At 64.7% G+C, this 19,321-nt stretch carries 15 protein-coding genes; 8 read left to right on the forward strand and 7 right to left on the reverse strand.

Going from position 1 to position 19,321, the window contains the following annotated elements; genetic code table 11:
- Positions 1–24: 24 nt before the first annotated feature.
- On the reverse strand, positions 25–1,707 hold the full coding sequence (locus ACZBJS_RS36080) for a phospholipase D-like domain-containing protein (RefSeq protein WP_463439893.1): 1,683 nt from the start codon (positions 1,705–1,707) through the stop codon (positions 25–27).
- Between the two features lie 231 nt (positions 1,708–1,938).
- Positions 1,939–4,206, reverse strand: coding sequence for a DUF2235 domain-containing protein (locus ACZBJS_RS36085; RefSeq protein ID WP_463439894.1), 2,268 nt, complete (start codon positions 4,204–4,206; stop codon positions 1,939–1,941).
- Positions 4,207–4,426: 220 nt separating this feature from the next.
- Here ACZBJS_RS36085 and ACZBJS_RS36090 point away from each other — a divergent pair, with 220 nt between their 5' ends.
- The gene (locus tag ACZBJS_RS36090; RefSeq protein ID WP_028343281.1) at positions 4,427–4,846 is read left to right on the forward strand and encodes a hypothetical protein; all 420 of its coding nucleotides are present in this window, start codon (positions 4,427–4,429) and stop codon (positions 4,844–4,846) included.
- Between the two features lie 159 nt (positions 4,847–5,005).
- Here the strand turns inward: ACZBJS_RS36090 and ACZBJS_RS36095 are convergent, their stop codons facing one another.
- The gene (locus ACZBJS_RS36095; protein WP_463439895.1) at positions 5,006–6,184 is read right to left on the reverse strand and encodes an ABC transporter substrate-binding protein; all 1,179 of its coding nucleotides are present in this window, start codon (positions 6,182–6,184) and stop codon (positions 5,006–5,008) included.
- A 150-nt stretch (positions 6,185–6,334) separates the two neighbouring features.
- Between ACZBJS_RS36095 and ACZBJS_RS36100 the strand changes: the two genes are divergently transcribed.
- Positions 6,335–7,333, forward strand: coding sequence for a winged helix-turn-helix domain-containing protein (locus ACZBJS_RS36100; RefSeq protein ID WP_463439896.1), 999 nt, complete (start codon positions 6,335–6,337; stop codon positions 7,331–7,333).
- 20 nt (positions 7,334–7,353) lie between these two features.
- Here ACZBJS_RS36100 and ACZBJS_RS36105 read toward each other — a convergent pair whose 3' ends face one another.
- Positions 7,354–7,974, reverse strand: coding sequence for a TetR/AcrR family transcriptional regulator (locus ACZBJS_RS36105; RefSeq protein WP_463439902.1), 621 nt, complete (start codon positions 7,972–7,974; stop codon positions 7,354–7,356).
- Between the two features lie 52 nt (positions 7,975–8,026).
- On the opposite strand from ACZBJS_RS36105, the gene ACZBJS_RS36110 reads away from it, so the two are divergent.
- From ACZBJS_RS36110 to ACZBJS_RS36125, 4 genes are all read left to right on the forward strand, one after another.
- Positions 8,027–8,284 carry a hypothetical protein gene (locus tag ACZBJS_RS36110; RefSeq protein WP_092083143.1) on the forward strand — a complete coding sequence of 86 codons (258 nt, stop codon included), beginning with the start codon at positions 8,027–8,029 and terminating at the stop codon, positions 8,282–8,284.
- Positions 8,285–8,571: 287 nt separating this feature from the next.
- Positions 8,572–12,042: an acyl-[ACP]--phospholipid O-acyltransferase gene (locus ACZBJS_RS36115; protein WP_463439897.1), complete on the forward strand. Its 3,471-nt coding sequence runs from the start codon at positions 8,572–8,574 to the stop codon at positions 12,040–12,042.
- A 75-nt stretch (positions 12,043–12,117) separates the two neighbouring features.
- A complete protein-coding gene (locus tag ACZBJS_RS36120) occupies positions 12,118–13,893 on the forward strand; it encodes an NAD(P)-binding domain-containing protein (protein ID WP_463439898.1) in 1,776 nt (591 codons plus the stop codon).
- 29 nt (positions 13,894–13,922) lie between these two features.
- Positions 13,923–14,885, forward strand: coding sequence for an alpha/beta hydrolase (locus tag ACZBJS_RS36125; protein WP_463439899.1), 963 nt, complete (start codon positions 13,923–13,925; stop codon positions 14,883–14,885).
- Positions 14,886–15,082: 197 nt separating this feature from the next.
- Here the strand turns inward: ACZBJS_RS36125 and ACZBJS_RS36130 are convergent, their stop codons facing one another.
- Together ACZBJS_RS36130 and ACZBJS_RS36135 are read right to left on the reverse strand one after the other, a co-directional pair.
- Positions 15,083–16,288: an ABC transporter substrate-binding protein gene (locus ACZBJS_RS36130; protein ID WP_463439900.1), complete on the reverse strand. Its 1,206-nt coding sequence runs from the start codon at positions 16,286–16,288 to the stop codon at positions 15,083–15,085.
- Between the two features lie 323 nt (positions 16,289–16,611).
- Positions 16,612–16,839: a hypothetical protein gene (locus ACZBJS_RS36135; protein ID WP_028336196.1), complete on the reverse strand. Its 228-nt coding sequence runs from the start codon at positions 16,837–16,839 to the stop codon at positions 16,612–16,614.
- Positions 16,840–17,218: 379 nt separating this feature from the next.
- Between ACZBJS_RS36135 and ACZBJS_RS36140 the strand changes: the two genes are divergently transcribed.
- Positions 17,219–17,500 (forward strand): hypothetical protein, encoded by a 282-nt coding sequence (locus ACZBJS_RS36140; protein WP_141341019.1) that lies wholly within the window; start codon positions 17,219–17,221, stop codon positions 17,498–17,500.
- A 214-nt stretch (positions 17,501–17,714) separates the two neighbouring features.
- Here ACZBJS_RS36140 and rpmB read toward each other — a convergent pair whose 3' ends face one another.
- Positions 17,715–18,023, reverse strand: coding sequence for a 50S ribosomal protein L28 (gene rpmB, locus ACZBJS_RS36145; protein WP_028341882.1), 309 nt, complete (start codon positions 18,021–18,023; stop codon positions 17,715–17,717).
- 354 nt (positions 18,024–18,377) lie between these two features.
- Here rpmB and ACZBJS_RS36150 point away from each other — a divergent pair, with 354 nt between their 5' ends.
- A complete protein-coding gene (locus ACZBJS_RS36150) occupies positions 18,378–19,208 on the forward strand; it encodes a DUF3108 domain-containing protein (RefSeq protein WP_463439903.1) in 831 nt (276 codons plus the stop codon).
- Positions 19,209–19,321 lie beyond the last annotated feature (113 nt).

Genomic DNA, 19,321 nt, shown 5'->3' on the forward strand with positions numbered 1-19,321 from the left:
CGTATTCATGACGGATCGCCGGCGTCAGGTGGTGCCGAGCCAGAACCGCGTTTCGGTTTCCGCCCAGCCCTTGCCGATGCGGTTGCTCAGCCAGGTGTCGCTGCGCTTCAGACCCTTGTCCTTCTGGCCCTCCGGCGTGTTGCGCCAGGCCTGCCAACGATACTGGCCGTAGATGCTGACGATGCGCGCCGCATAGGTCAGCGCCAGCTGCGAATCGCCTCTGATGATGACGAGGTTGTCGTCGTTCTTGGTGCTGGCGCGGTCGGAGAAATTGTGTGAGCCGGTCATGACCACCGGGTTCTTGCCGGCCGGATCCAGCACGATCACCTTGCTGTGCACGGCGATCATGAACTTTCCGGTGTTCTTGATCTCGTGCTCCCACCAGTCCGCGGTCTTGTCGATGCCGGCGGGCCGGATCACGTCGGCGATCTGCTTGCCCTTGAAGACCTGCTGCTGTCCGTCGCCGGCCAGGAGCTGCAGCTGATCCTTCGGGCTGTCCTTGCCCTGCGCCGGGAAATTGTTGAGCACCCCGCGCACATAAAGCTTCTTGTCCTGCGCCTTCTCCAGGATCGGGCCGAGCAGGCCCTTGTTGCCGGGATTGAGCATCAGGCACGCCGCGCCATGCTCGGTGTCCTCGATCATCCTGGTGGCTTCCTTGAGGTCGCCGCTCCTGGTGGTGGGCGTGAACCAGACGCTGAGCTTCGACTTGCCGATGGTGAAAGGCCATTCGTGATCGCCGGCCACGGCCAGCGCCTTCGGCGACTTGCTGCCGTCGGCGTAGATCGCTTTCCAATGGTCGTGATAGGCCGCCGCGACCTTGTCGTCGGTGATCTCGAGCCCGTTGTTGTTCTGGGTGCACAGTCCGGTCCGGGTCCAGTTGGTGCTGCCGGTCCAGACCACCTTCGGCTTCTGCGCGCCGTCGCAGAACACCGCGAACTTGTTGTGGGCGTAACGGCTCGGCGCGATCTTGCGGCGGACGATGTCGACGCCGGCCTTCTTCAGCACGCCGGCGTTCTTCTCGGTGTCCTTGGCGGTGGCGTCGGCCTTGCCTGTGCTGTTGCCGAGCACGACGTGCGCCTTGCCCTTCATCGCGGTCAGCGCGGCGATCAGCTCAGGGTCGTTGAGCTCGTAGAGCGCGAGATAGACGTCGCGCTTGCCCTTCTTGGCATCGGCCAACAGCGCCAGCAGGCGGGCGCCGAGCTGGCCCTTGAGGAAGTCGCGGATCTTGTTGCCCTTGGTCGAGATCGCCTTCTCCAGGGTTTGCGCCGGCTTCTTGTCCTTGCCGATCGCGCGCGACAGCCATTGCGCCGAGATCGTGCCGCGGTTGAACCACGGCTTGAGCGGGCCCGTCGGCATGGCGGAGACGTATTCGGTCCATGTCGCTGGCGCACTGTAGGCGGGCTTCACCTTGGCGGCGCCGTCCTTGAGAACCGGAACGACGCCATAGCGGACCGGCGCGTCGGTTGGCGCCAGGAAATCGGTCCAGTTCGTCTTCTGCACCGGCCATTCGGTGCTCGGCCGATGTTCGCCCGGCTTGTGATCCTGCGCCTGGTCCTCGAACCCGACCCAGGTGTCGACCACGGTTGCACTTTTGCCCTGCTGCTGACGATACAGCGCAAAGCCGAGGCAGTCCGGGATCATTGCCGCGACCTCCCAGACCACGAAGATGCCGTCGGTGGTCGGGAACGCCTGAATTGTGGAAATCATGGTGATACCTCCAAATCGCGGCTGAGAAATATCCGGTCGACATGAACCTGGCGCGTCAACGTCGCCCGGCGATCCCTGAAGTCGCGTCGGATCGTTCCGGGCGTCGGGGCAGCTGATCTAGCAAGGAGAGTATGCCAGACAATCTACAACCTGGTCTGTCGGCAGGATCACAGATCGGTCACGTCGTGCGCACCCGTTGGGCCGCGATGCTGTGGGCCCGATCGCGGCTTCCTACAGCAACCGCACCGTGACCTTCGCCTTGCCCTTATGGTCGCCGTAGAACCATCCGCAGACCCAGGGCAGGCTGATGACGGCCTGGTTGACGTAGAGGAAGATCTCGCCGCTGCGATCGGCGGTGAAACGCGCCTTGTAGACCTGCGGGTCGGTGTTCGACATCGGCAGGGGGTCGAGAAAATACTCGTCGACGCCGGTCTCTCCGACCCGTGCGATCAGCCTGAACCATGGCCGGAACAGGATCCGCCGCAGGAAGATCGCGAAATAGCCGCGCAACTGCTTTGTGCCTTCGATGGTCGAGGTCCGGTATCCGATCGGCGTCACCGCGCGGCCGGCGTCCTCCCATGGCTCCGACATCGTGATCGCGATCTCGTATTTGAACCCGGTGCGGACCTTGAGGCCGGTCGGCGCACAGATGGCGCCGGTGTCGAAGTCGGCGGCATCCTGCGGGATGCCCTTGTCGACGGCGACAAGCTTGTCCGTTGCAGTGCCCTTGCAGAATGCCCCCGTCGAATCGGCGAGATTGAACAGGAAGTGGCTGACCAGCGTCGCGCTGAACCAGACCAGCAGGGCCGTGAGCAGGAAAGGGACGACATGCCGCTTTCCGACATTGAGAATCCACTGATAGACCGCGCTGGTACGGAATCGATAGATCGCATCGTGCAAGAACCCGGAGAGTGGCGTCGGCTTCGCGCGGTCACGCCAGATGATCCGCATCCTGTCGCTGATCGTCGCGCTGAGCGAACTGCCGGCACCCATCAGCACGATGACAGCAAGGATGCCGCCGGCGAACCATTCCGGATTGCCGGCGTACCAATCGGTCCACCAATGAAAGGAATCGGGCAGGAACGATTGAACGAAGCGCACCAGCTCCGAAATCATCCTGACATAGGAGCTGAATTCGTGCTCCTTATGCTGGTTGTGGAACAGCCAGAACGCGGCCAGATGCAGCGACGCCGCCAGCGTGGCGAAGTAGGCGATCCGCCGCATCCAGACGTAGTTCCACAGCTTCTCCTGTGCGGCATAGCGCGCCGGTGCGCCCGCGGGCGTCTCAAACGTATTGGCGCCGAGCGGGGTGACCTGGCCGCTGCGCGACACGACCACGTAGTTCGGCGGAAGTCCGATCGGGGCATAGGCATTGGCGCCGCTGTCGATCCGCTCGAACACGCTCTCGTGGATCTTCGGCATCGGCACGCTGACGCCGGCATAGGGATCGTTGCAGAGGTCGGCGACCTTGCGCGGACCGTACCGGTAGTACGCGCCGAGGCCCGCCCGGGAATCGTAGAGGCGGCCATCCTTGTCCTCGGAGGACTTGATTGACTTGATCGCGTCAGGGTCGGCGATCGGTGCGCTCTTGAATGCGAGGCCGCGCTTGACGGCTTCGTCGACCAGCCAGGCCAGCGGCACGAATGCGACAGCGTCGTCCGGATAGCCGCCGCCGACATTGGCGTGCATGCCGACGAACCAGACCTGGACGAGGCGCTCGCCATCGATGCTGGTCGGCACGGCCGGCGCGGGCTGCCCCGGCTCTTGCTCGGTCCAGAGCACCGGATGAAAGGTCGTGCGCTCGTCGTCGAGCGCCAGCGCGTGGCGCGCGCACTTGACCCTCGGGCTTAGAATCCGGTTCGGTAGTTCGAGCGGCCACACCCAGTTGGAGATGCCGCGCGTCATCTCGTCGATCGGCAGGCCATAGGCCGCGACGGTATCCCAGATGCCGATGAACTCGATCGCCGGCACCGGCTTCCGCGCGATCCTTGCATACGGCTTGTTGCCTCGAAGGCGATCCCACAGCGGCACAAGAACATAGTCGCGAAGCGCGCGGAACAGCACCTCGATGCGCCAGATCGAGTGGTAGCCCTCGGCCCGGTATGCGCGATAGGCCTTCACCGCGCCGTCGTGCAGCTCGGATTCGGTGTCCGCGACGATCAGGCCCTGATCGAGGATGAGTGCGGCGAGCGTGCGCACGGTGAACGCGCCGCGGCTGAATCCGAACAGGTAGACCTTCGAATCGTTCGCGTGGTCGTAGTTCCGGCAGATGAACTTGTAGGCGTCGAGGATATTGCGCTTGAGACCGTAGCCGAAGGCGCCGCCGAGGATTGCCAGCGGAATGAATTTCGACGTGCCGACGCCGTCATCATACTTGGCGGCCTGCGTATTGCCCTGCAAATCGAGCGACTGGAAGATCCGCCAGACATTGGTGCGCCAGACGCTGGAAGCGGCGTTGCCGGTGCCATCGGACAGAATAATGATCTTCGGACTCGGCATTGAAAGACGCTCGCTGAAACGAATGAAGCGGATGGCGCAGCGTAGCAGGGACCGGATCGTTTGCTACCTTTGATCGCTCTTTAATCATTCCATGCCGCGATAGGTGTGAACTAGCGCACAAAGCGTCACGTGGTCGCGGCCATGTGAGAGGTGACCGCTTTCGCGTTGCTGCGAAAAGGCCTAGCCTAATAGCGGCGCAATTCATTGATGAGGCACAGCCATGCGCAGCCACGTCAGAAAATTTGCCCACGTCCTTGAGCGCTTCGGCCTTGCTTTGGCGGGAGCTGCAAGCGGTCTGTTTGTCGCCATCCATGTCGGCTCGAGCGTCTCGGCGCTGACCTCGCAGGCGTTCCTGCTCATCATGATGCTGGGCGGCGCGATCGGCTTCTATCTCGGCATCGATACGCCCCCCAAGCTGTTCCATCCGAAGGATACGGCCTCGATGCGCAAGATCGACGCGGCGGAGCTGCTCGGCGCGATCGGGACCTTCCTCGCGACAATGGTTGCGTTCTTCTCGGTTGGCGTCGTCGTGCTGCGCAGCGAGCCGGACATCGGCTGGACCGCGGCCATCATGGCGGGCTGGGTGCTCGGCGTTGCCATGCAGATCGTCGGCGGCACGATCGCGCGGGCGCGCGCGTGAAGCGTCGGAGTGGCGTTGGACGAGGCTGGTTTGCTGGCTCGGGATCGGTCGTGTTGCAGGGGGGATGGTCTGAACGCAAGTCCTGTGTCGGCCGTCACCGCTACGCCGGGACACCGCAAAGGCCTACGCCGAGCCGGATCAGCTGCTACTGCGCCTCCCTCATCGGTTCGCGACCTTGGCGGGGTCCTTGACCGCCTTGAACGTCTCCTGCTCGACGCTGTAGAGCTCGCCGCCGACCTTCTCGACCCTGCGAATGTAGATGTCGTGGACGACTTCGCGCGTCTTCGGGTCGATCGACATCGGGCCACGCGGGCTTTCCCAGGCCATGCCCTTCATGGCTTCGACCAGCGCATCGCCATTGGTCTTGCCGCCGGTCACCTTCAGCGCCTCGTAGATCAGATGCATGCCGTCATAGGCGCTGACGCTGATGAAGTTCGGTCGAACATTCGCGTTGGCCTTGCGGAACGCCGCGACATAGTCGCGGTTCAGGTCGGATGGATGCGCGGCGGAGTAGAACCCCGCCGTGATCATGCCGATCATCGCATCGCTCATGCCCGGCAGGTCCTCGTCGTCGGCGATGTCGCCGGGGCCGATCAGCTTGATCCCGCTCTTGTCGAGCCCGCGCTCGACGAACTGCTTGGCCAGGATACCGGCCTGGCTTGTCGGGACAAAAATGAACAGAGTGTCGGGATTGCCATCCCGCGCGCGCTGCAGGAACGGCGCGAAATCGGGGTTGGCCAGCGGCACTTTCAGCGCTTCGACGATCGTTCCACCTGCCGCGGTGAAGCTCGCCGAAAATACGCCGGCGGCTTCGCGCCCGGGTGCCCAGTCGGATGCGATGATGGTGGCCCGTTTCGATCCGTTTCTCGCCGCCCAATCCGCCAGCACGCTGGCCTGCTGCGCGTGCGTCCAGCTGGTGCGCACGAAGTAAGGCGACCGTTCGGTCACGATCGAAGTGCCCGATACCATCACGACGGTTGCCGTCTTGCTCTCATTGGCCAGCGGCGCGAGCGCCAGCACGCTCGGCGTCAACCCGCCGCCGAGGATCGCCACCCCGTCGTTGACGATCAGCTCCTGCGCAATGCGCTTGGCATTGTCGGGCACGCTGGCATCGTCCCGGACGATCAATTCGACCTTGCGGCCGGCGACCATGTCGCCGTGCTGCGCCATGTAGAGCCGCGCCCCGGCGACCGCCTGCTTGCCGACCGGCCCCAGAACGCCGGTCAATGGCATCACCAGCCCGACCCTTACGACGTCCTGCGCCTGGGTGAGTCCCGGTCGCACCGCCGCAAGCGACAGAACAGCCCCGACCAACATGGCAAACCGGGTGCTCGACATGGCCAACCTCCCGCGAGCCCGGAATGATGCCGGGCCGGTTCGCGACTATCGGCTTCGCGCCAGGGAAGTCCTGATGAAGAAGTGACAGAACGGCGAATTTGCTGCTAGATTTTCCCGATTGGTGCCGTCTGTGGGCATGGAGTGACCTCTATGGACCCGGCGACTGATTCCGTTTTGATATTTGATTCCTTTGAGCTTGATCTCGCCCGCGGCGTAGCCCGCGTGGATGGCGTCGATCTCGATCTCAGGCCGAAATCATTCGCGGTGCTCGGCTATCTCGCCAGCAATGCCGGGCGGCTGGCATCCAAGCAGGATCTGCACGAGGCGGTCTGGGGTAACGTCGCGGTTTCCGACGACTCGCTCGTCCAGTGCATCCGCGAGCTGCGCCTGAAGCTGCGCGATGATGACCACCGCATCATCAAGACGGTGTCTCGCCGCGGCTATCGTCTCGATGCCAGGCCGCTGCCGCCGCCGCACGATCATGGATCGCAGAACGTCTCGCGCCGAACGTCCGCTCCACGCGGCATCGCAGCACGCTTGGCCGCGCTTCCCCGATGGTCGCTGATCGCCGGCCTGTCGGTGATCGCCTTCGCATCATTCGCATCCGTGCCGCCGCTCGCCAACGGGATGTGGCATCCTCTGGCCGAATTGGCGCACTGGCTTGTGCCGCAGGATCACGGCATCGTGCCGGAGCAGGATGTCGAGCGGATCACCGCGCTGGCCGCCGAGAAGCAGCTGCCGCTTCCCGCCTATCGCGTTCGCGCGCCGGCAAGTGACGTACCGGACAATGTCCGCCGCTTTCTCGGCGTGTGGGTGAGCGCCGAGGGATGGATCAATTCGCACCGCCAATTCATGATGATCGTCACCAATGTCGATCGGGACGGTGTCGCGACCGGCTATCTCGTGAACGGCCCGGCGATGCCGCACAGCCGTGTACCCGGGCCCGGCTTTTCCGGCGGCTTCACCGGATATGTCCTCGACGACGTCTTGCGCTATGACGGCAATACCGGACTGCACTCCGCCTCCATCACCGCGGATGGACGGATCGAGTTCAAGCTCGTCTTCCGCGATGGAGGTACCGGTGTCGTGTTCCTCGAACCGCTCTGGACCCTTGCCCACCCGGGCCGCATTGCACGCAGTCAAACCTGATCGAGACGCACCCGGTGTGATTACGCGCGCCGCGAAACACCGAGCCCCGCCAGATGCGTGTCGACGAACTGCGCGAGGCGCTCGCGCAGCATCTCGGGTGGGACCGCGACCATGCGCTCTTCGAGGCCGAGCGAGATGATGCCGTGGACCGCGGAGAACATCGTCCGCGACAGCAACGCGACATCGTCGGGATCGCGATCGGGCAGCAGCCGGAGCAGCGGCGCATGCATCAGCGCGAACGCGTCCATCACCATCGTGAGGATGTCTTCCGGAAACGGCCGATCGTCCTCCATCCGGTGCTCGAACAGCGAGCGCAGCAGATTGGCGTGCTCGGTGGCGAAGCCGAGATAGGCGTCGGCAAGTCCGTGCAGCTGGCGCAGGGGATCGTCGGCCGGGACCGCCTTGAGGCGTGTGGTCAGGGCGTGAACGGTCTCCCGGTTCACGGTCAGGATCAACCCGTCGAAGTCGCCGAACTCATTATAGACACTGCCGATGGAGCAACCGGCGGCCTCGGCGACATCGCGAACCTTGAGTGATCTCAAGCCTTTAGTGGCGATTGACCGACCCGCGATCTCGATCAGCAGGGCCCGCCGCTGAAGTTTTTTTCGGTCTCGTCGCGATTCTTCTTGAACGATGTTCATTTTCGTACTACTAATTTGAGCGTTGCTCAAGTTGGCATAGGAGGCCACTCAGATGCAGACCCTAGCACTTCAATTGACCACCACCCTTGTCGATGACGCGATCGAGCTCGTGAAGGGCTTCGGCCGCGCCGTCCTCAATCTGGCGACCGCGCCGATCGAGCGGATCGCCCGCGCCTGCGACGTCGCAGGCGTCCTGGAGCAGCGGCGCGCGGATCGGCGCGCGCCGCGCCAGGCGGCTGCGAGCGGAGGCCGCTGCAAGCCGCGCAACTGCCGATGGTCACCGTTCGGCGGCTTGAGCGAACTGACCTGAAGCACGCGGCCCGCAATTGTCCGCGAAACCTCAACAAAGCGCTCACCATGTCCCCTGCGAGCCTATCCGGCGTCGATCAACCCCAGGTCTGGATAAGGTCTCGTACATCTCTGGCGGGCAATGTCGCGACGTCCCGGTTCGCCCGATTTTGCGCGCCTTCGAACCGATACGTTGCGGAAAAGACTAAAGCCTGCGGCATCCCCGTCATTTTCTCCACGCTCACCATTCTCCGCCACCCGAATTCGCAGACCTGCCAGCGCCGTGCGCGCTAACCCAAGGAACCGGTCATGATCAAGGAATTGATGACGTCCCGCCGCTTCGCGCCGCTGTTCTGGTCGCAGTTCTGCTCGGCGTTGAACGACAACGTGCTGAAGAACGCGCTCGTCATCATGCTGCTGTATGGCGTCGCCAACGAGCAGGGGCCGGCGCTGGTCCAGCTCGCGGGTGCGGTGTTCATCGCTCCGTTCTTCGTGCTGTCGGCGCTCGGCGGCGAGCTCGCCGACCGCTACATCAAATCCGTCGTCGCCCGCCGGCTGAAGTTCTTCGAGATCTTCGCCGCGGCGTTTGCCGCCGCCGGCTTCTTCACTCATTCGATCCCGCTGCTGTTCATCGCGCTGGCGCTGTTCGGCATCGTCGCCGCGCTGTTCGGCCCAGTGAAATATGCCGTTCTGCCCGACCAGCTGTCGGTGTCCGAACTCGCGACCGGCAATGCGCTGGTCGAGGGCGCAACCTTCATGGCGATCCTGATCGGCACCATCGCGGGCGGCATGTTCGTCGCCGGCGCCAGCCACATGGGCTGGATCTGTGCCGCCGTGGTCGGCCTGTCGGTGCTGTCCTGGGGCTTTGCGTCACGGATCCCGGTGACGCAGCCGTCCGCGCCGGATCTGCCGATCACAAAAAATCCCTGGACCTCGACCGTGCGCCTGTTGAAGTCGCTCTATGCCGAGCCGCGGCTGTGGGACGGCATGGTGATCGTGTCCTGGTTCTGGATGGTCGGTGCGATCGTGCTGTCGCTGCTGCCTGCGCTGATCAAGGAAGGCGTCGGCGGTACCGAGGGCGTGGTCACGCTGTGCCTCGCCGTGTTCGCGATCGGCATCGCCGCCGGCTCGCTGTTCGCCGCGCAGCTGAGCCATGTCCGCCCGAACCTCGCGCTGGTGCCGATCGGCGCCATCGTGATGGGCGTGGTCGGCCTCGACCTCGCCTGGGCGATCGCCACCACCTCGCTCGGCAAGGATGTCACCGCGGCCGCATTCGCGACCTCGTTCGGCGGCTTCCGCATGCTGGCCGACTTCTTCCTGTTCGCCTTCGGCGGCGGCCTGTTCGTGGTGCCGTCGTTTGCCGCCGTGCAGGCCTGGACCGCGCCGTCCGAGCGCGCCCGCATCATCGCCGCCGGCAATATCCTGCAGGCTGGCTTCATGGTCGCCGGCGCGGTGTTCGTCGGCGCCCTGCAATATATCGGCCTGCCGATCGCCTGGATTTTCTTCGGCCTCGCCGTCGCGAGCTTCGGCACCGTCTGGTTCGTGCTGAGCAAGTGGGGCAAGGAGGGCGTGCGCGACTTCGGCGCGCTGCTGTTCCGGGCGCTGTTCCGCGTCGAGGTGCGCGGCATGGAGAATCTGCCGCCATCGGGCACGCGGATGCTGATCGCGCCCAACCATGTCAGCCTGGTCGACGGCCCGCTGCTGCACGCCACCTTGCCGATCGATGCGAGCTTCGCGGTCGACACCGGCATCTCCAAGGCGTGGTGGGCCAAGCCGTTCCTGAAGATGATCAAGCACTACACGATGGATCCGTCGAAGCCGCTGGCCGCGCGCGACCTGATCAAGCTGGTCGCCGCCGGCGAGCCGGTGGTGATCTTCCCGGAAGGGCGCATCACGGTCTCGGGTTCGTTGATGAAGGTCTATGACGGCACCGCGATGATCGCCGACAAGGCCGATGCGGTCGTCGTCCCGGTCCGCATCGAGGGCGCGCAGCGTTCGCACCTCAGCTATCTCAAGAATGGCGAGATCAAGCGCTCCTGGTTCCCCAAGGTGACGATCTCGATCCTGCCGCCGGTGAAGTTGCCGGTCGACCAGTCGCTGAAGGGCAAGGCGCGCCGCAATGCCGCCGGCGCCGCGCTGCAGGACGTAATGATCAACGCCATGGTCCAAAACGCGATGCTCGACCACACGCTGTTCGAGGGCCTCGGCCACGCCTATCGCGACCGCGATACCGGCAAGCCGATCATCGAGGACGCGCTCGGCACCAAGCTGACCTATCGCAAGCTGATCCTCGGCGCCCAGGTGCTGAGCCGCAAGCTCGAGCAGGGCACCGCGGTCGGCGAGAATGTCGGGGTGCTGCTGCCGAACTCGGCCGGCGTTGCCGTCGTGTTCATGGCGCTGCAGACCATCGGCCGCGTGCCGGCGATGCTCAACTTCTCGGCAGGTCCAGTCAATGTGCTGGCGGCGATGAAGGCGGCGCAGGTGAAGACCGTATTGACCTCGCAGGCCTTCATCGAGAAGGGCAAGCTCGACAAGCTGATCGCGGCGCTCGCCGGCCAGGCGCGCGTCGTCTATCTCGAGGATGTCAGGGCCGGCATCGGCCTCGCCGACAAGGTCGCGGGCTTCCGCGCCGGCATCGCGCCGCGCGTCGCCCGCAAGGCCAACGATCCCGCGGTCATCCTGTTCACCTCGGGCTCGGAAGGCACACCGAAGGGCGTCGTGCTGTCCCATCGCAACATCCTCGCCAACGCGGCGCAGGCGCTGGCACGGGTCGATGCCAATGCCAACGACAAGGTGTTCAACGTGCTGCCGGTGTTCCACTCGTTTGGTTTGACCGGCGGCATGATGATGCCGATCCTCGGCGGCATCCCGATCTTCATGTATCCGTCGCCGCTGCATTACCGCATCGTGCCCGAGCTGATCTACCAGACCGGCGCGACGATCCTGTTCGGCACCGACACCTTCCTCACCGGCTATGCCCGCTCGGCGCATGCCTATGACTTCCGCACGCTGCGGCTCGTCATCGCCGGTGCGGAGGCGGTGAAGGAGCGCACGCGGCAGATTTACATGGAGCGCTACGGCATCCGCATCCTCGAGGGCTACGGCGTCACCGAGACCGCGCCGGTGCTGGCGATGAACACGCCGATGGCCAATCGCCAGGGCACCGTCGGCCGCATCTCGCCGCTGATGCAGTACCGTCTCGATCTGGTCCCCGGCATCGAGGAAGGCGGCCGCCTGTCGGTGAAGGGCCCGAACGTGATGCTCGGCTATCTCCGTGCCGAGAATCCCGGCGTGCTCGAGCCGCTGCCCGAAGGCTGGCACGACACCGGCGACATCGTCTCGGTCGACGCGCAGGGCTTCATCGCGATCAAGGGTCGTGCCAAGCGCTTCGCCAAGATCGCCGGCGAGATGGTCTCATTGTCCGCGGTGGAGGCGATCGCGGCCGCGATCTGGCCGCAGGCCATGTCGGTTGCGGTCACGCTGCCCGATCAGCGCAAGGGCGAACGCATCGTGCTGCTCACTACGCAGAAGGACGCCGACCGCGCCGCGATGCAGCGCCAGGCCAAGAGCGTCGGCGCCTCCGAGCTCGCGGTGCCGGCCGATATCCGCGTCATCGACAAGGTGCCGCTGCTCGGCACCGGCAAGACCGACTATGTCGGTGCCACTGCATTGGCCAAGGAAATAGCAGCGGAACTCGCCGCGGCGCCCGCGCCGCAGGCCGAGCCCGCCGGCGATGAGGGCGAGGCCGAGCCCGCGCAGCTGGCGCAACACGTCGCATGAGGCTTGGCATGATGGTTGTGCTTTTCGGGAGCATGTTGTCAGATAGACGGCAACTGCTCCCGAGAAAGCACGATCATGCTGGACAAACTGAACCCGGCTACGGAGGACGCGCCTGAACTTGCCGCCGAGCGATGGATCGGCGCGCTGGATGCGGCGCTCGCGAGCCGCTCCATGGAGGCTCTATCCGCATTGCTTGCGCCGGAGAGCCACTGGCGCAATATCTTCGGCATCTCCTGGCAATTTGCGACCTTCAGCGGGCGGCAGCGCGTCGTTGCCGAACTGCTGACGCGCGCTGAAGCGGTCGGCGCGAGCGGATTTCGTCTCGATGACCGTGCCTTGATACCGCGGCGGGCCGTGGTGGCCGGACGCGAGACGATCGAGGCGGTCTTCACCTTCGACACGTCGAATGGTCCCGGCACCGGTGCGGTCCGCCTGCTGCATGAGAGGGGCGGAAATTCCGTGGCGTGGACGTTCTCCACGATGCTCGACTTCAACCGCATCTGCGAGGCGCGCGCCGACGGCGCTGCCGAGCAATCCCATGCGCGCGATTTCGCCGCACCCGACTGGCTGGAGCAGCGGCAGGCCTCGCGCGCCTATGCCGACCGCGAGCCCGATGTGCTGATCGTCGGCGGCGGCCATGCCGGCATCGCGGCCGCGGTCGAGTGCAAGCGGATCGGGCTCGATGCCCTGATCGTCGATCGCGAGCGGCGCATCGGCGACAATTGGCGGCTGCGCTATCGCGGGCTCAAGCTGCACAACAAGACGCCGGTCAATCTGTTTCGCTACCTCCCGTTCCCGCCGAGCTTTCCGGACTACATCCCGAAGGACAAGATCGCGAACTGGCTGGAGAGCTATGTCGACATCATGGAGCTCGACTTCTGGACCGAGACCTCGTTCGAGGGCGCGCGCTATGACGATACGACGCAGCGCTGGACCGTGACGCTGCAAAGGACCAGCGGCCCGCGCACGCTGCATCCGAAGCACATCGTGCTCGCGACCAGCGTCAGCGGCACGCCGAACATTCCCAGGATCGACGGCATCGGGAATTTCGAGGGGAAGGTGCTGCACTCCAGCGCCTTCGCGGCCGGGCGCGAATGGGCGGGGCGTTCGGTCGTCGTGTTTGGCACCGGCACCAGCGCGCATGACATCTGCCAGGAGCTGCACGCCGCCGGTGCCGACGTCACCATGGTGCAGCGCAGCCCGACCATGGTAGTCAATGTCGAGCCCGCGCAGCTCTACGACAAGACCTATCTCGGCGACGGACCGGCGATCGAGGTGCGCGACATCCTCAATTCCGGCGTGCCGCTCCCGGTGATGAAGATCGCGCACAGGATCATCACCGACGAGGTCAAGCGGCTCGATGCGCCGCTGCTGTCGCGGCTGGAGCGCGCCGGCTTCCGGCTCGAGTTCGGCGAGGACGGCACCGGCTGGCCGCTGAAGTTCCGCTCCCGCGGCGGCGGCTATTACTTCAATGTCGGCTGCTCCGAATTGATCGCCGACGGCAAGATCCGCCTGATCCAGGCCGCCGACATCGCCGATATCACCGCCGCCGGCCTTGCGCTGAAGGACGGCACGTCGCTCGCCGCCGAGCTGTTCGTGCTCGCCACTGGCTACAAGGGCCCGGACCATCTGGTCGGCAGGTTGTTCGGCGAGGACGTCGCCGCCCGCGTCGGCCGCGTCTGGGGCTTCGACGAGGCGACCCAGGAGCTGCGCAACATGTGGACACGCACGCCGCAGCCCGGCCTTTGGTTCGCCGGCGGCGCGTTCTCGCAGGCCCGCATCTACAGCCGCTTCATCGCGCTGCAGATCGCAGCGATCGAGGCCGGCGCGCTTTCCAAGCAACTCACCTGAACTCCACGCACTCGCACTGAAGGACTCCCATGCCGCTTCCGCTCGATCCCGTCATTGAGAAGATCATCCCGCTGCTGCCGCTGCGCGATCCCGAAACCATGACGCCGCAGAGCTGTCGCGATTCGCTGCGGGCGCTGGCGGAGGCGCGCAAGGCGGTGCCGCCGCCGCCGGTCGACGTGGCACGCGATATCGAGGTCGCTGGCGCCGCCGGCAAGCTCGGCGCGCGGCTCTATCGCAACGGCCGTGGCACGGCGCCGACCGTGATCTTCTTCCACGGCGGCGGCTGGGTCGCCGGCGATCTCGAGACGCATGATCGCCAGGCCCGCAACCTCGTGATCGACACCGGCGCTGTCGTGATCTCGGTCGACTACCGCCGCCCGCCGGAAACCCGCTTTCCCGGCGCGTTCGAGGATGCGTTCGCCGCGATCCGCGACGTGGTCGCGCGGATCGACGAATTCGGCGGCGACCTTTCCCGCGTCGGCGTCGCCGGCGATTCCGCCGGCGGCAATCTCGCCGCCACCACCGCGCTGGCCTGCCGCGACGCCGGCATCAGGCTCGCCGGGCAATTGCTGGTCTATCCCGTCACCGATGTGGTCGGCAATTTTGCCGACGCGGCCGAGAACGCCAAATTTCCGTCACGCGCCGAGAATGCGGACGGCTACTTCCTGACGCGGGCGACGATGCAGTGGTTCTGCGGGCACTATCTCGCCGGCAAGGCTGAGGGCGCCGACTGGCGCGTCTCGCCGCTGCGCGCGAAGAGCCTCGCGGGTGTGGCACCGGCGGTGGTCACCACAGCCTGGTTCGACCCGCTGCGCGACGAGGGGCACGCTTATGCCAAGGCGTTGCAGGCGGCCGGCGTGCCGGTGACCTATCATTCCGGCGAGGGGCTGATTCACGGCTATTTTGGTCTCGGCGACGCGTCGGAGGCCGCACGCGCCGAGGCGCAGCGCGCGCGGGCGGATTTTCGGGCGTTGCTGGAGCGGGGCGTCTAAGCTCCCGTCGTCCCGGCCTTTGTTTGCGAACGGACTCTAACCTCCTCGTCGTCCCGGCGGAGGCCGGGACCCATAACCACCGCAGCCTGTTGTTGCAGCGGGCTGCGGCCCCAGCGTCGCGCCACTCCATCCAGTCGGGGTAATGGGTCCCGGCCTTCGCCGGGACGACGACGTGGATGGATTTGCGTTTAACCCCCTCAATCATTCCCGATCGTGTCGCCGAACAGCTGCCAGGTCTCGCCGTTGAACTTTTGCAGCCGCATCGCTTCGACCGGGAAGTAGTCGGTCGGTGAGGTCTTCACCTTGATGCCGGGCAGGAACATCGGCAGCGCGATGTCGAGATTGGCGGCCTGCTTCATGATGTTTTCATGGGTGAGGTCGTCGCCGCATTGCTTCAAGACCTGCACCGTCGCCTCCGCCACCACATAGCCGTAGACGATCAGCTGGTCCTGCAGATTGCCGTCCGGAAAATACTTCTTCATGAAGTCCTGCCAGGCGATCACGTCCTTATCCGCCTTCCATTGCGGATCGTTCGGATCCTTCAGCGAGTAGGACGAGATGATGTCCCTGGAATATTCGAAGCCGGCCGGCTTCAGCACCGAGGACACCGAGGTCGAGGTCGCCGCGAGGAAGAACAGGTCGGGCTTCCAGCCGATCTCGCCGATCTTCTTGATCGCCTGCGCCGCCTGCTTGGGGATCGCGTGCATGAACAGCACGTTGGCGCCGGATGATTTCAGCTTCACGATCTGGCTGTCGACCGTCGGATCGGTCGATTCATAGGTCGTTTCCGCCACCACCATCTTCGCGGTGTTCTCCGGCCCGAGCCCCTTCTTGAAGCCGTTGCCGTAATCCTTGCCGGCGTCGTCGTTCTGGTAGAACAGCGCGATCTTGGCGTCCGGCTTGTTGGTCAGGACATACTTGGCGTAGACCGCGGTCTCGGCCTGGTACGACGGCTGGAAGCCGATCGTCCACGGATAATGCGCGTAGTCGCCCCACAGCGTGGCGCCGGCGCCGACGAACAGCTGCGGCACTTTCTTGTCGTTGAGATATTTGCGCACGGCCAGGCCCGTCGGCGTGCCCAGCGGATTGAGGATCGCGGCGACCTCCTCCTGCTCGACGAGCTTGCGGGTCTGCTCCACCGTCTTCGGCGGCGAGTAGCCGTCGTCGAGCGTGATCAGGTTGATCTTGCGCCCGTTCACGCCGCCCTGGTCGTTGATCATCCTGAAGTAGGCGGCCTGCGTCTTCGCGATCACGCTGTAGGCCGATGCCGCGCCGGAGAATGGCGAGGTCTGTCCGAGCTTGATCTCGGTGTCGCTGGCGCCCGTGCCATATTTCTTCTCGGCGGCGTGTACCTGCGTCGCGAGCGCAAGCGCGACGGCTGCCGTGACGGCCTTCCAGATCATCGTGAGCCTCCCTGTGGCTTTTTTGTTTTGTCCGCGAGGGAGAGCTTACGTGAGCGGCCGCACGTTGGGCTTGTGGTGAGACGCCGGGGCAGGGATGCGAAAATGCGGCGGGATGGCCAAATCGGCCAATGTGCGGTGGCCTACCGTGGAGCGGAATGCCGCTTCCTTAACCTCGCCCCGCTTGCGGCGAGAGGTCGGATCGCATGCAGCGTAGCGCAATGCGATCCGGGTGAGGGGGTACAGGTCTAACGGCGACCTAACGTGTGGAGAGAAGCCCCTCACCCTAACCCTCTCCCCGCAAGAGCGGGGCGAGGGAATAACTTCTAGCGCACCCGCACGCTGCCGGTCGTGACCGGATCGGTCGGCAGCACGGTGGCGCCGGCTCTGCTGGCGGCGGCAGAGGTGATCATGCCGGGCTCGGCCGCGGCCTGCACATTGCGGGGCGGGTTGAATTCGAGGATGACGAGGGCGGCCGTGGCGAGCACCGCCACGGCGGCGGTTGCAATCGCAGGCACCAGTCTTCCGCGCGGATCGGCTGCGCGAACTTGCATCGAGCAATTCCTTTATCGGGGTCGTTCTTTGGACGTGACATAGGAACGGCCAGGCTTCTTCCCAAGAGTGCGGCGCACATGCCTCACAATCAGTTGTGCTGGCCGTGATGTCCCTCACGGTCTTCGAGACGATGCGGCGTACCGCGTCGAATCGCATTCGTGTCGGACGGCTTGTTTGCACACTAATATCTGGAAGAGATCGTGGCGTTTTGCATGCGCCTCATGCGCTCGTGATTGATCGCGTGAGGTTGTGATTAACGTCCGCCTTCGCCAAGGCTGCGGCGCGACAAGCCCACGCGAGAAGCCGCTTTTGCCTTTATTTATAGGCTTTCTTTGTGGGTCGGGGCGCGCGCGTTAAGCGTTTCTTCACGCGCTCTCGATGGATCAAGCAGAAGATTCGTGTGATGTGCGCGTGATGGAGGAGATGACACCGCTGTCATTGGCAGCAGCTGTCAGCGAACTGTCGCAACCCATGGTGACGCCGTCATTGCGAGAAGCGAAGCGACGACTTGTCCGCCGAAGCCTTGGCGAAGCGACGAAGCAATCCATCTCTCCTTACGCAGAGCAATGGATGATTTTACTTCGGTCGTCATTGCGCAAAGAAGATTCCACTTCGCCGTCGGGCCTCGATCGCGGTCTCATTTCAATTCTATTGCTTTGATACCAAGTCGACGAAATGCACTGATGCGTCGCTTGACACGAGAGCCCGCGTGTCCCCTTCCCAAATTGGTCCAGCGTTCACGCATGAATGTGCGACGCATGCAACCAGAGCGACCATCTCGGTAGCCAGTTTGTTGGCCAAGCAAAAACGGCCGGGTCATCCGACCCGGCCGTTCAAATCTCTCTTCCCGCGAATTCCGCTCCCGCAGTCTCGCTCAGCTCGCCTTCTTCACCGGTGCCGGCTTGCCGACCTTCTTCTCGATCGCGCGCTTCAGGTCGAGGGCGCGGGGCGAGAGCACGTCGGCCTTGGCCTTGAGCAGATAGGCGTCGAGGCCGCCGTTATGGTCGACGCTCTTCAGCGCGTTGGTCGAGACGCGCAGGCGCACGTTGCGGCCGAGCGCTTCGGAGATGAAGGTGATGTTGGCCAGGTTCGGCAGGAAGCGCCGCTTGGTCTTGATGTTCGAGTGGCTCACCTTGTGGCCCGTCTGGGGGCCCTTGGCCGTCAGTTCGCAGCGCCGGGACATCTTACAAAATCCTTATTGCATCCCCGCCGCTCGAAGGGCGTGCAATCACACGGCCCGCGCGGGGGTTTTGAATTCGCGTCCATTTTCCAGGAACCGCGGGTGTATAGGGGGAGAATACCCGGGCGTCAAGATTATATCGCCGCATGCGGGGCACCGGAATTGCCGGTTCATAAGGTCTTCCAGCCACTTAACGGCGGATATGGCAACCATATAAAGGGCGTATTCGGCTGCAAGTCTAGGTTCCATACAAGATGCGCCTTGTTGTCCGGCCGAATTGAACGCCGAAATGGACAATGGATAGAGCGCCGATAGCAGGACCGTCAGGTAGGTTAAGTGACCACCGCCATTGCCATTTTGCCCCCGCTCGGCCGGCTGCTCGGCCTGTGCGCGGGCGCATTGCTGCTGTTCTGCGCCGAGCGCGCCAGCGCGCAGGGGCGGCTCGACGCCCAGTATGAGGCGACCCTGGCCGGTATCCCGGTCGGCAAGGGCAGCTGGACCATCGAAGTCGGCGACGACAGCTTCTCGGCCTCGGCCCAGGGCGGCACCGCGGGCCTTCTGAAAGCGTTTTCCGGCGGCTCTGGCGCGGGCGCCTCGCAGGGCCGCGTCGTCAACGGCGCGCTGGCCGCCACCTCCTACACCGCGACCACCACCACCTCGAAGAAGTCGGAGACGATCCGGATGGTGCTGGCCGATGGCGGCATCAAGGAATCCGCGATCGAGCCGGAGCCGCCGGTCGATCCCGACCGCCTGCCGGTGACCGATGCGCAGAAGAAGAACGTGTTCGATCCGATGACCGGCTCGTTCCTGCGCGCGCCCGGCAATGCCGAATTGATGAGCCCGGATATTTGCCGCAGCGGCGCCGGCATCTTTGACGGCCGCATGCGTTACGACCTCAAGCTCGATTTCAAGCGGGTCGAGATCGTCAAGGCCGAGCGCGGCTATCACGGCCCGGCGCTGGTCTGCGCGCTCTATTTCGTGCCGATCTCGGGCTACATCCCGGATCGGCCCGTGATCAAATATCTCGCCGCCCAGCGCAACATCGAGATCGCCTTCGTGCCGATCGCCGGCACTCGCCTTCTGGTGCCGTTCCGCATGACGATCCCGACCCCGCTCGGCCAAGCCATGCTGGAAGCCACCTCGTTCGTCACCACAGCCGCGCCGCCGCGCGTGGCGAAGACGCAGTAAGTCGCACCGTCATTCCGGGGCGCGCGTACCGCGAACCCGGAATCTCGAGATTCCGGGTCCGCGCTACGGGCGCCCCGGAATGACAGACAGAGGCAGGCGCGGACCAACAACAA

The organism is Bradyrhizobium sp. KZN70725, from assembly GCF_055264925.1.

Bases quoted from the DNA above. Each gene is read 5' to 3' on its own strand.
- ACZBJS_RS36140 (WP_141341019.1), top strand. From the start codon at position 17,219: ATGGATCAAGCAGAAGATTCGTGTGATGTGCGCGTGATGGAGGAGATG.
- ACZBJS_RS36105 (WP_463439902.1), bottom strand. From the start codon at position 7,974: ATGAACATCGTTCAAGAAGAATCGCGACGAGACCGAAAAAAACTTCAG.
- ACZBJS_RS36085 (WP_463439894.1), bottom strand. From the start codon at position 4,206: ATGCCGAGTCCGAAGATCATTATTCTGTCCGATGGCACCGGCAACGCC.
- rpmB (WP_028341882.1), bottom strand. From the start codon at position 18,023: ATGTCCCGGCGCTGCGAACTGACGGCCAAGGGCCCCCAGACGGGCCAC.
- ACZBJS_RS36090 (WP_028343281.1), top strand. From the start codon at position 4,427: ATGCGCAGCCACGTCAGAAAATTTGCCCACGTCCTTGAGCGCTTCGGC.
- ACZBJS_RS36135 (WP_028336196.1), bottom strand. From the start codon at position 16,839: ATGCAAGTTCGCGCAGCCGATCCGCGCGGAAGACTGGTGCCTGCGATT.
- ACZBJS_RS36100 (WP_463439896.1), top strand. From the start codon at position 6,335: ATGGACCCGGCGACTGATTCCGTTTTGATATTTGATTCCTTTGAGCTT.
- ACZBJS_RS36095 (WP_463439895.1), bottom strand. From the start codon at position 6,184: ATGTCGAGCACCCGGTTTGCCATGTTGGTCGGGGCTGTTCTGTCGCTT.
- ACZBJS_RS36130 (WP_463439900.1), bottom strand. From the start codon at position 16,288: ATGATCTGGAAGGCCGTCACGGCAGCCGTCGCGCTTGCGCTCGCGACG.
- ACZBJS_RS36120 (WP_463439898.1), top strand. From the start codon at position 12,118: ATGCTGGACAAACTGAACCCGGCTACGGAGGACGCGCCTGAACTTGCC.
- ACZBJS_RS36115 (WP_463439897.1), top strand. From the start codon at position 8,572: ATGATCAAGGAATTGATGACGTCCCGCCGCTTCGCGCCGCTGTTCTGG.
- ACZBJS_RS36080 (WP_463439893.1), bottom strand. From the start codon at position 1,707: ATGATTTCCACAATTCAGGCGTTCCCGACCACCGACGGCATCTTCGTG.
- ACZBJS_RS36125 (WP_463439899.1), top strand. From the start codon at position 13,923: ATGCCGCTTCCGCTCGATCCCGTCATTGAGAAGATCATCCCGCTGCTG.
- ACZBJS_RS36110 (WP_092083143.1), top strand. From the start codon at position 8,027: ATGCAGACCCTAGCACTTCAATTGACCACCACCCTTGTCGATGACGCG.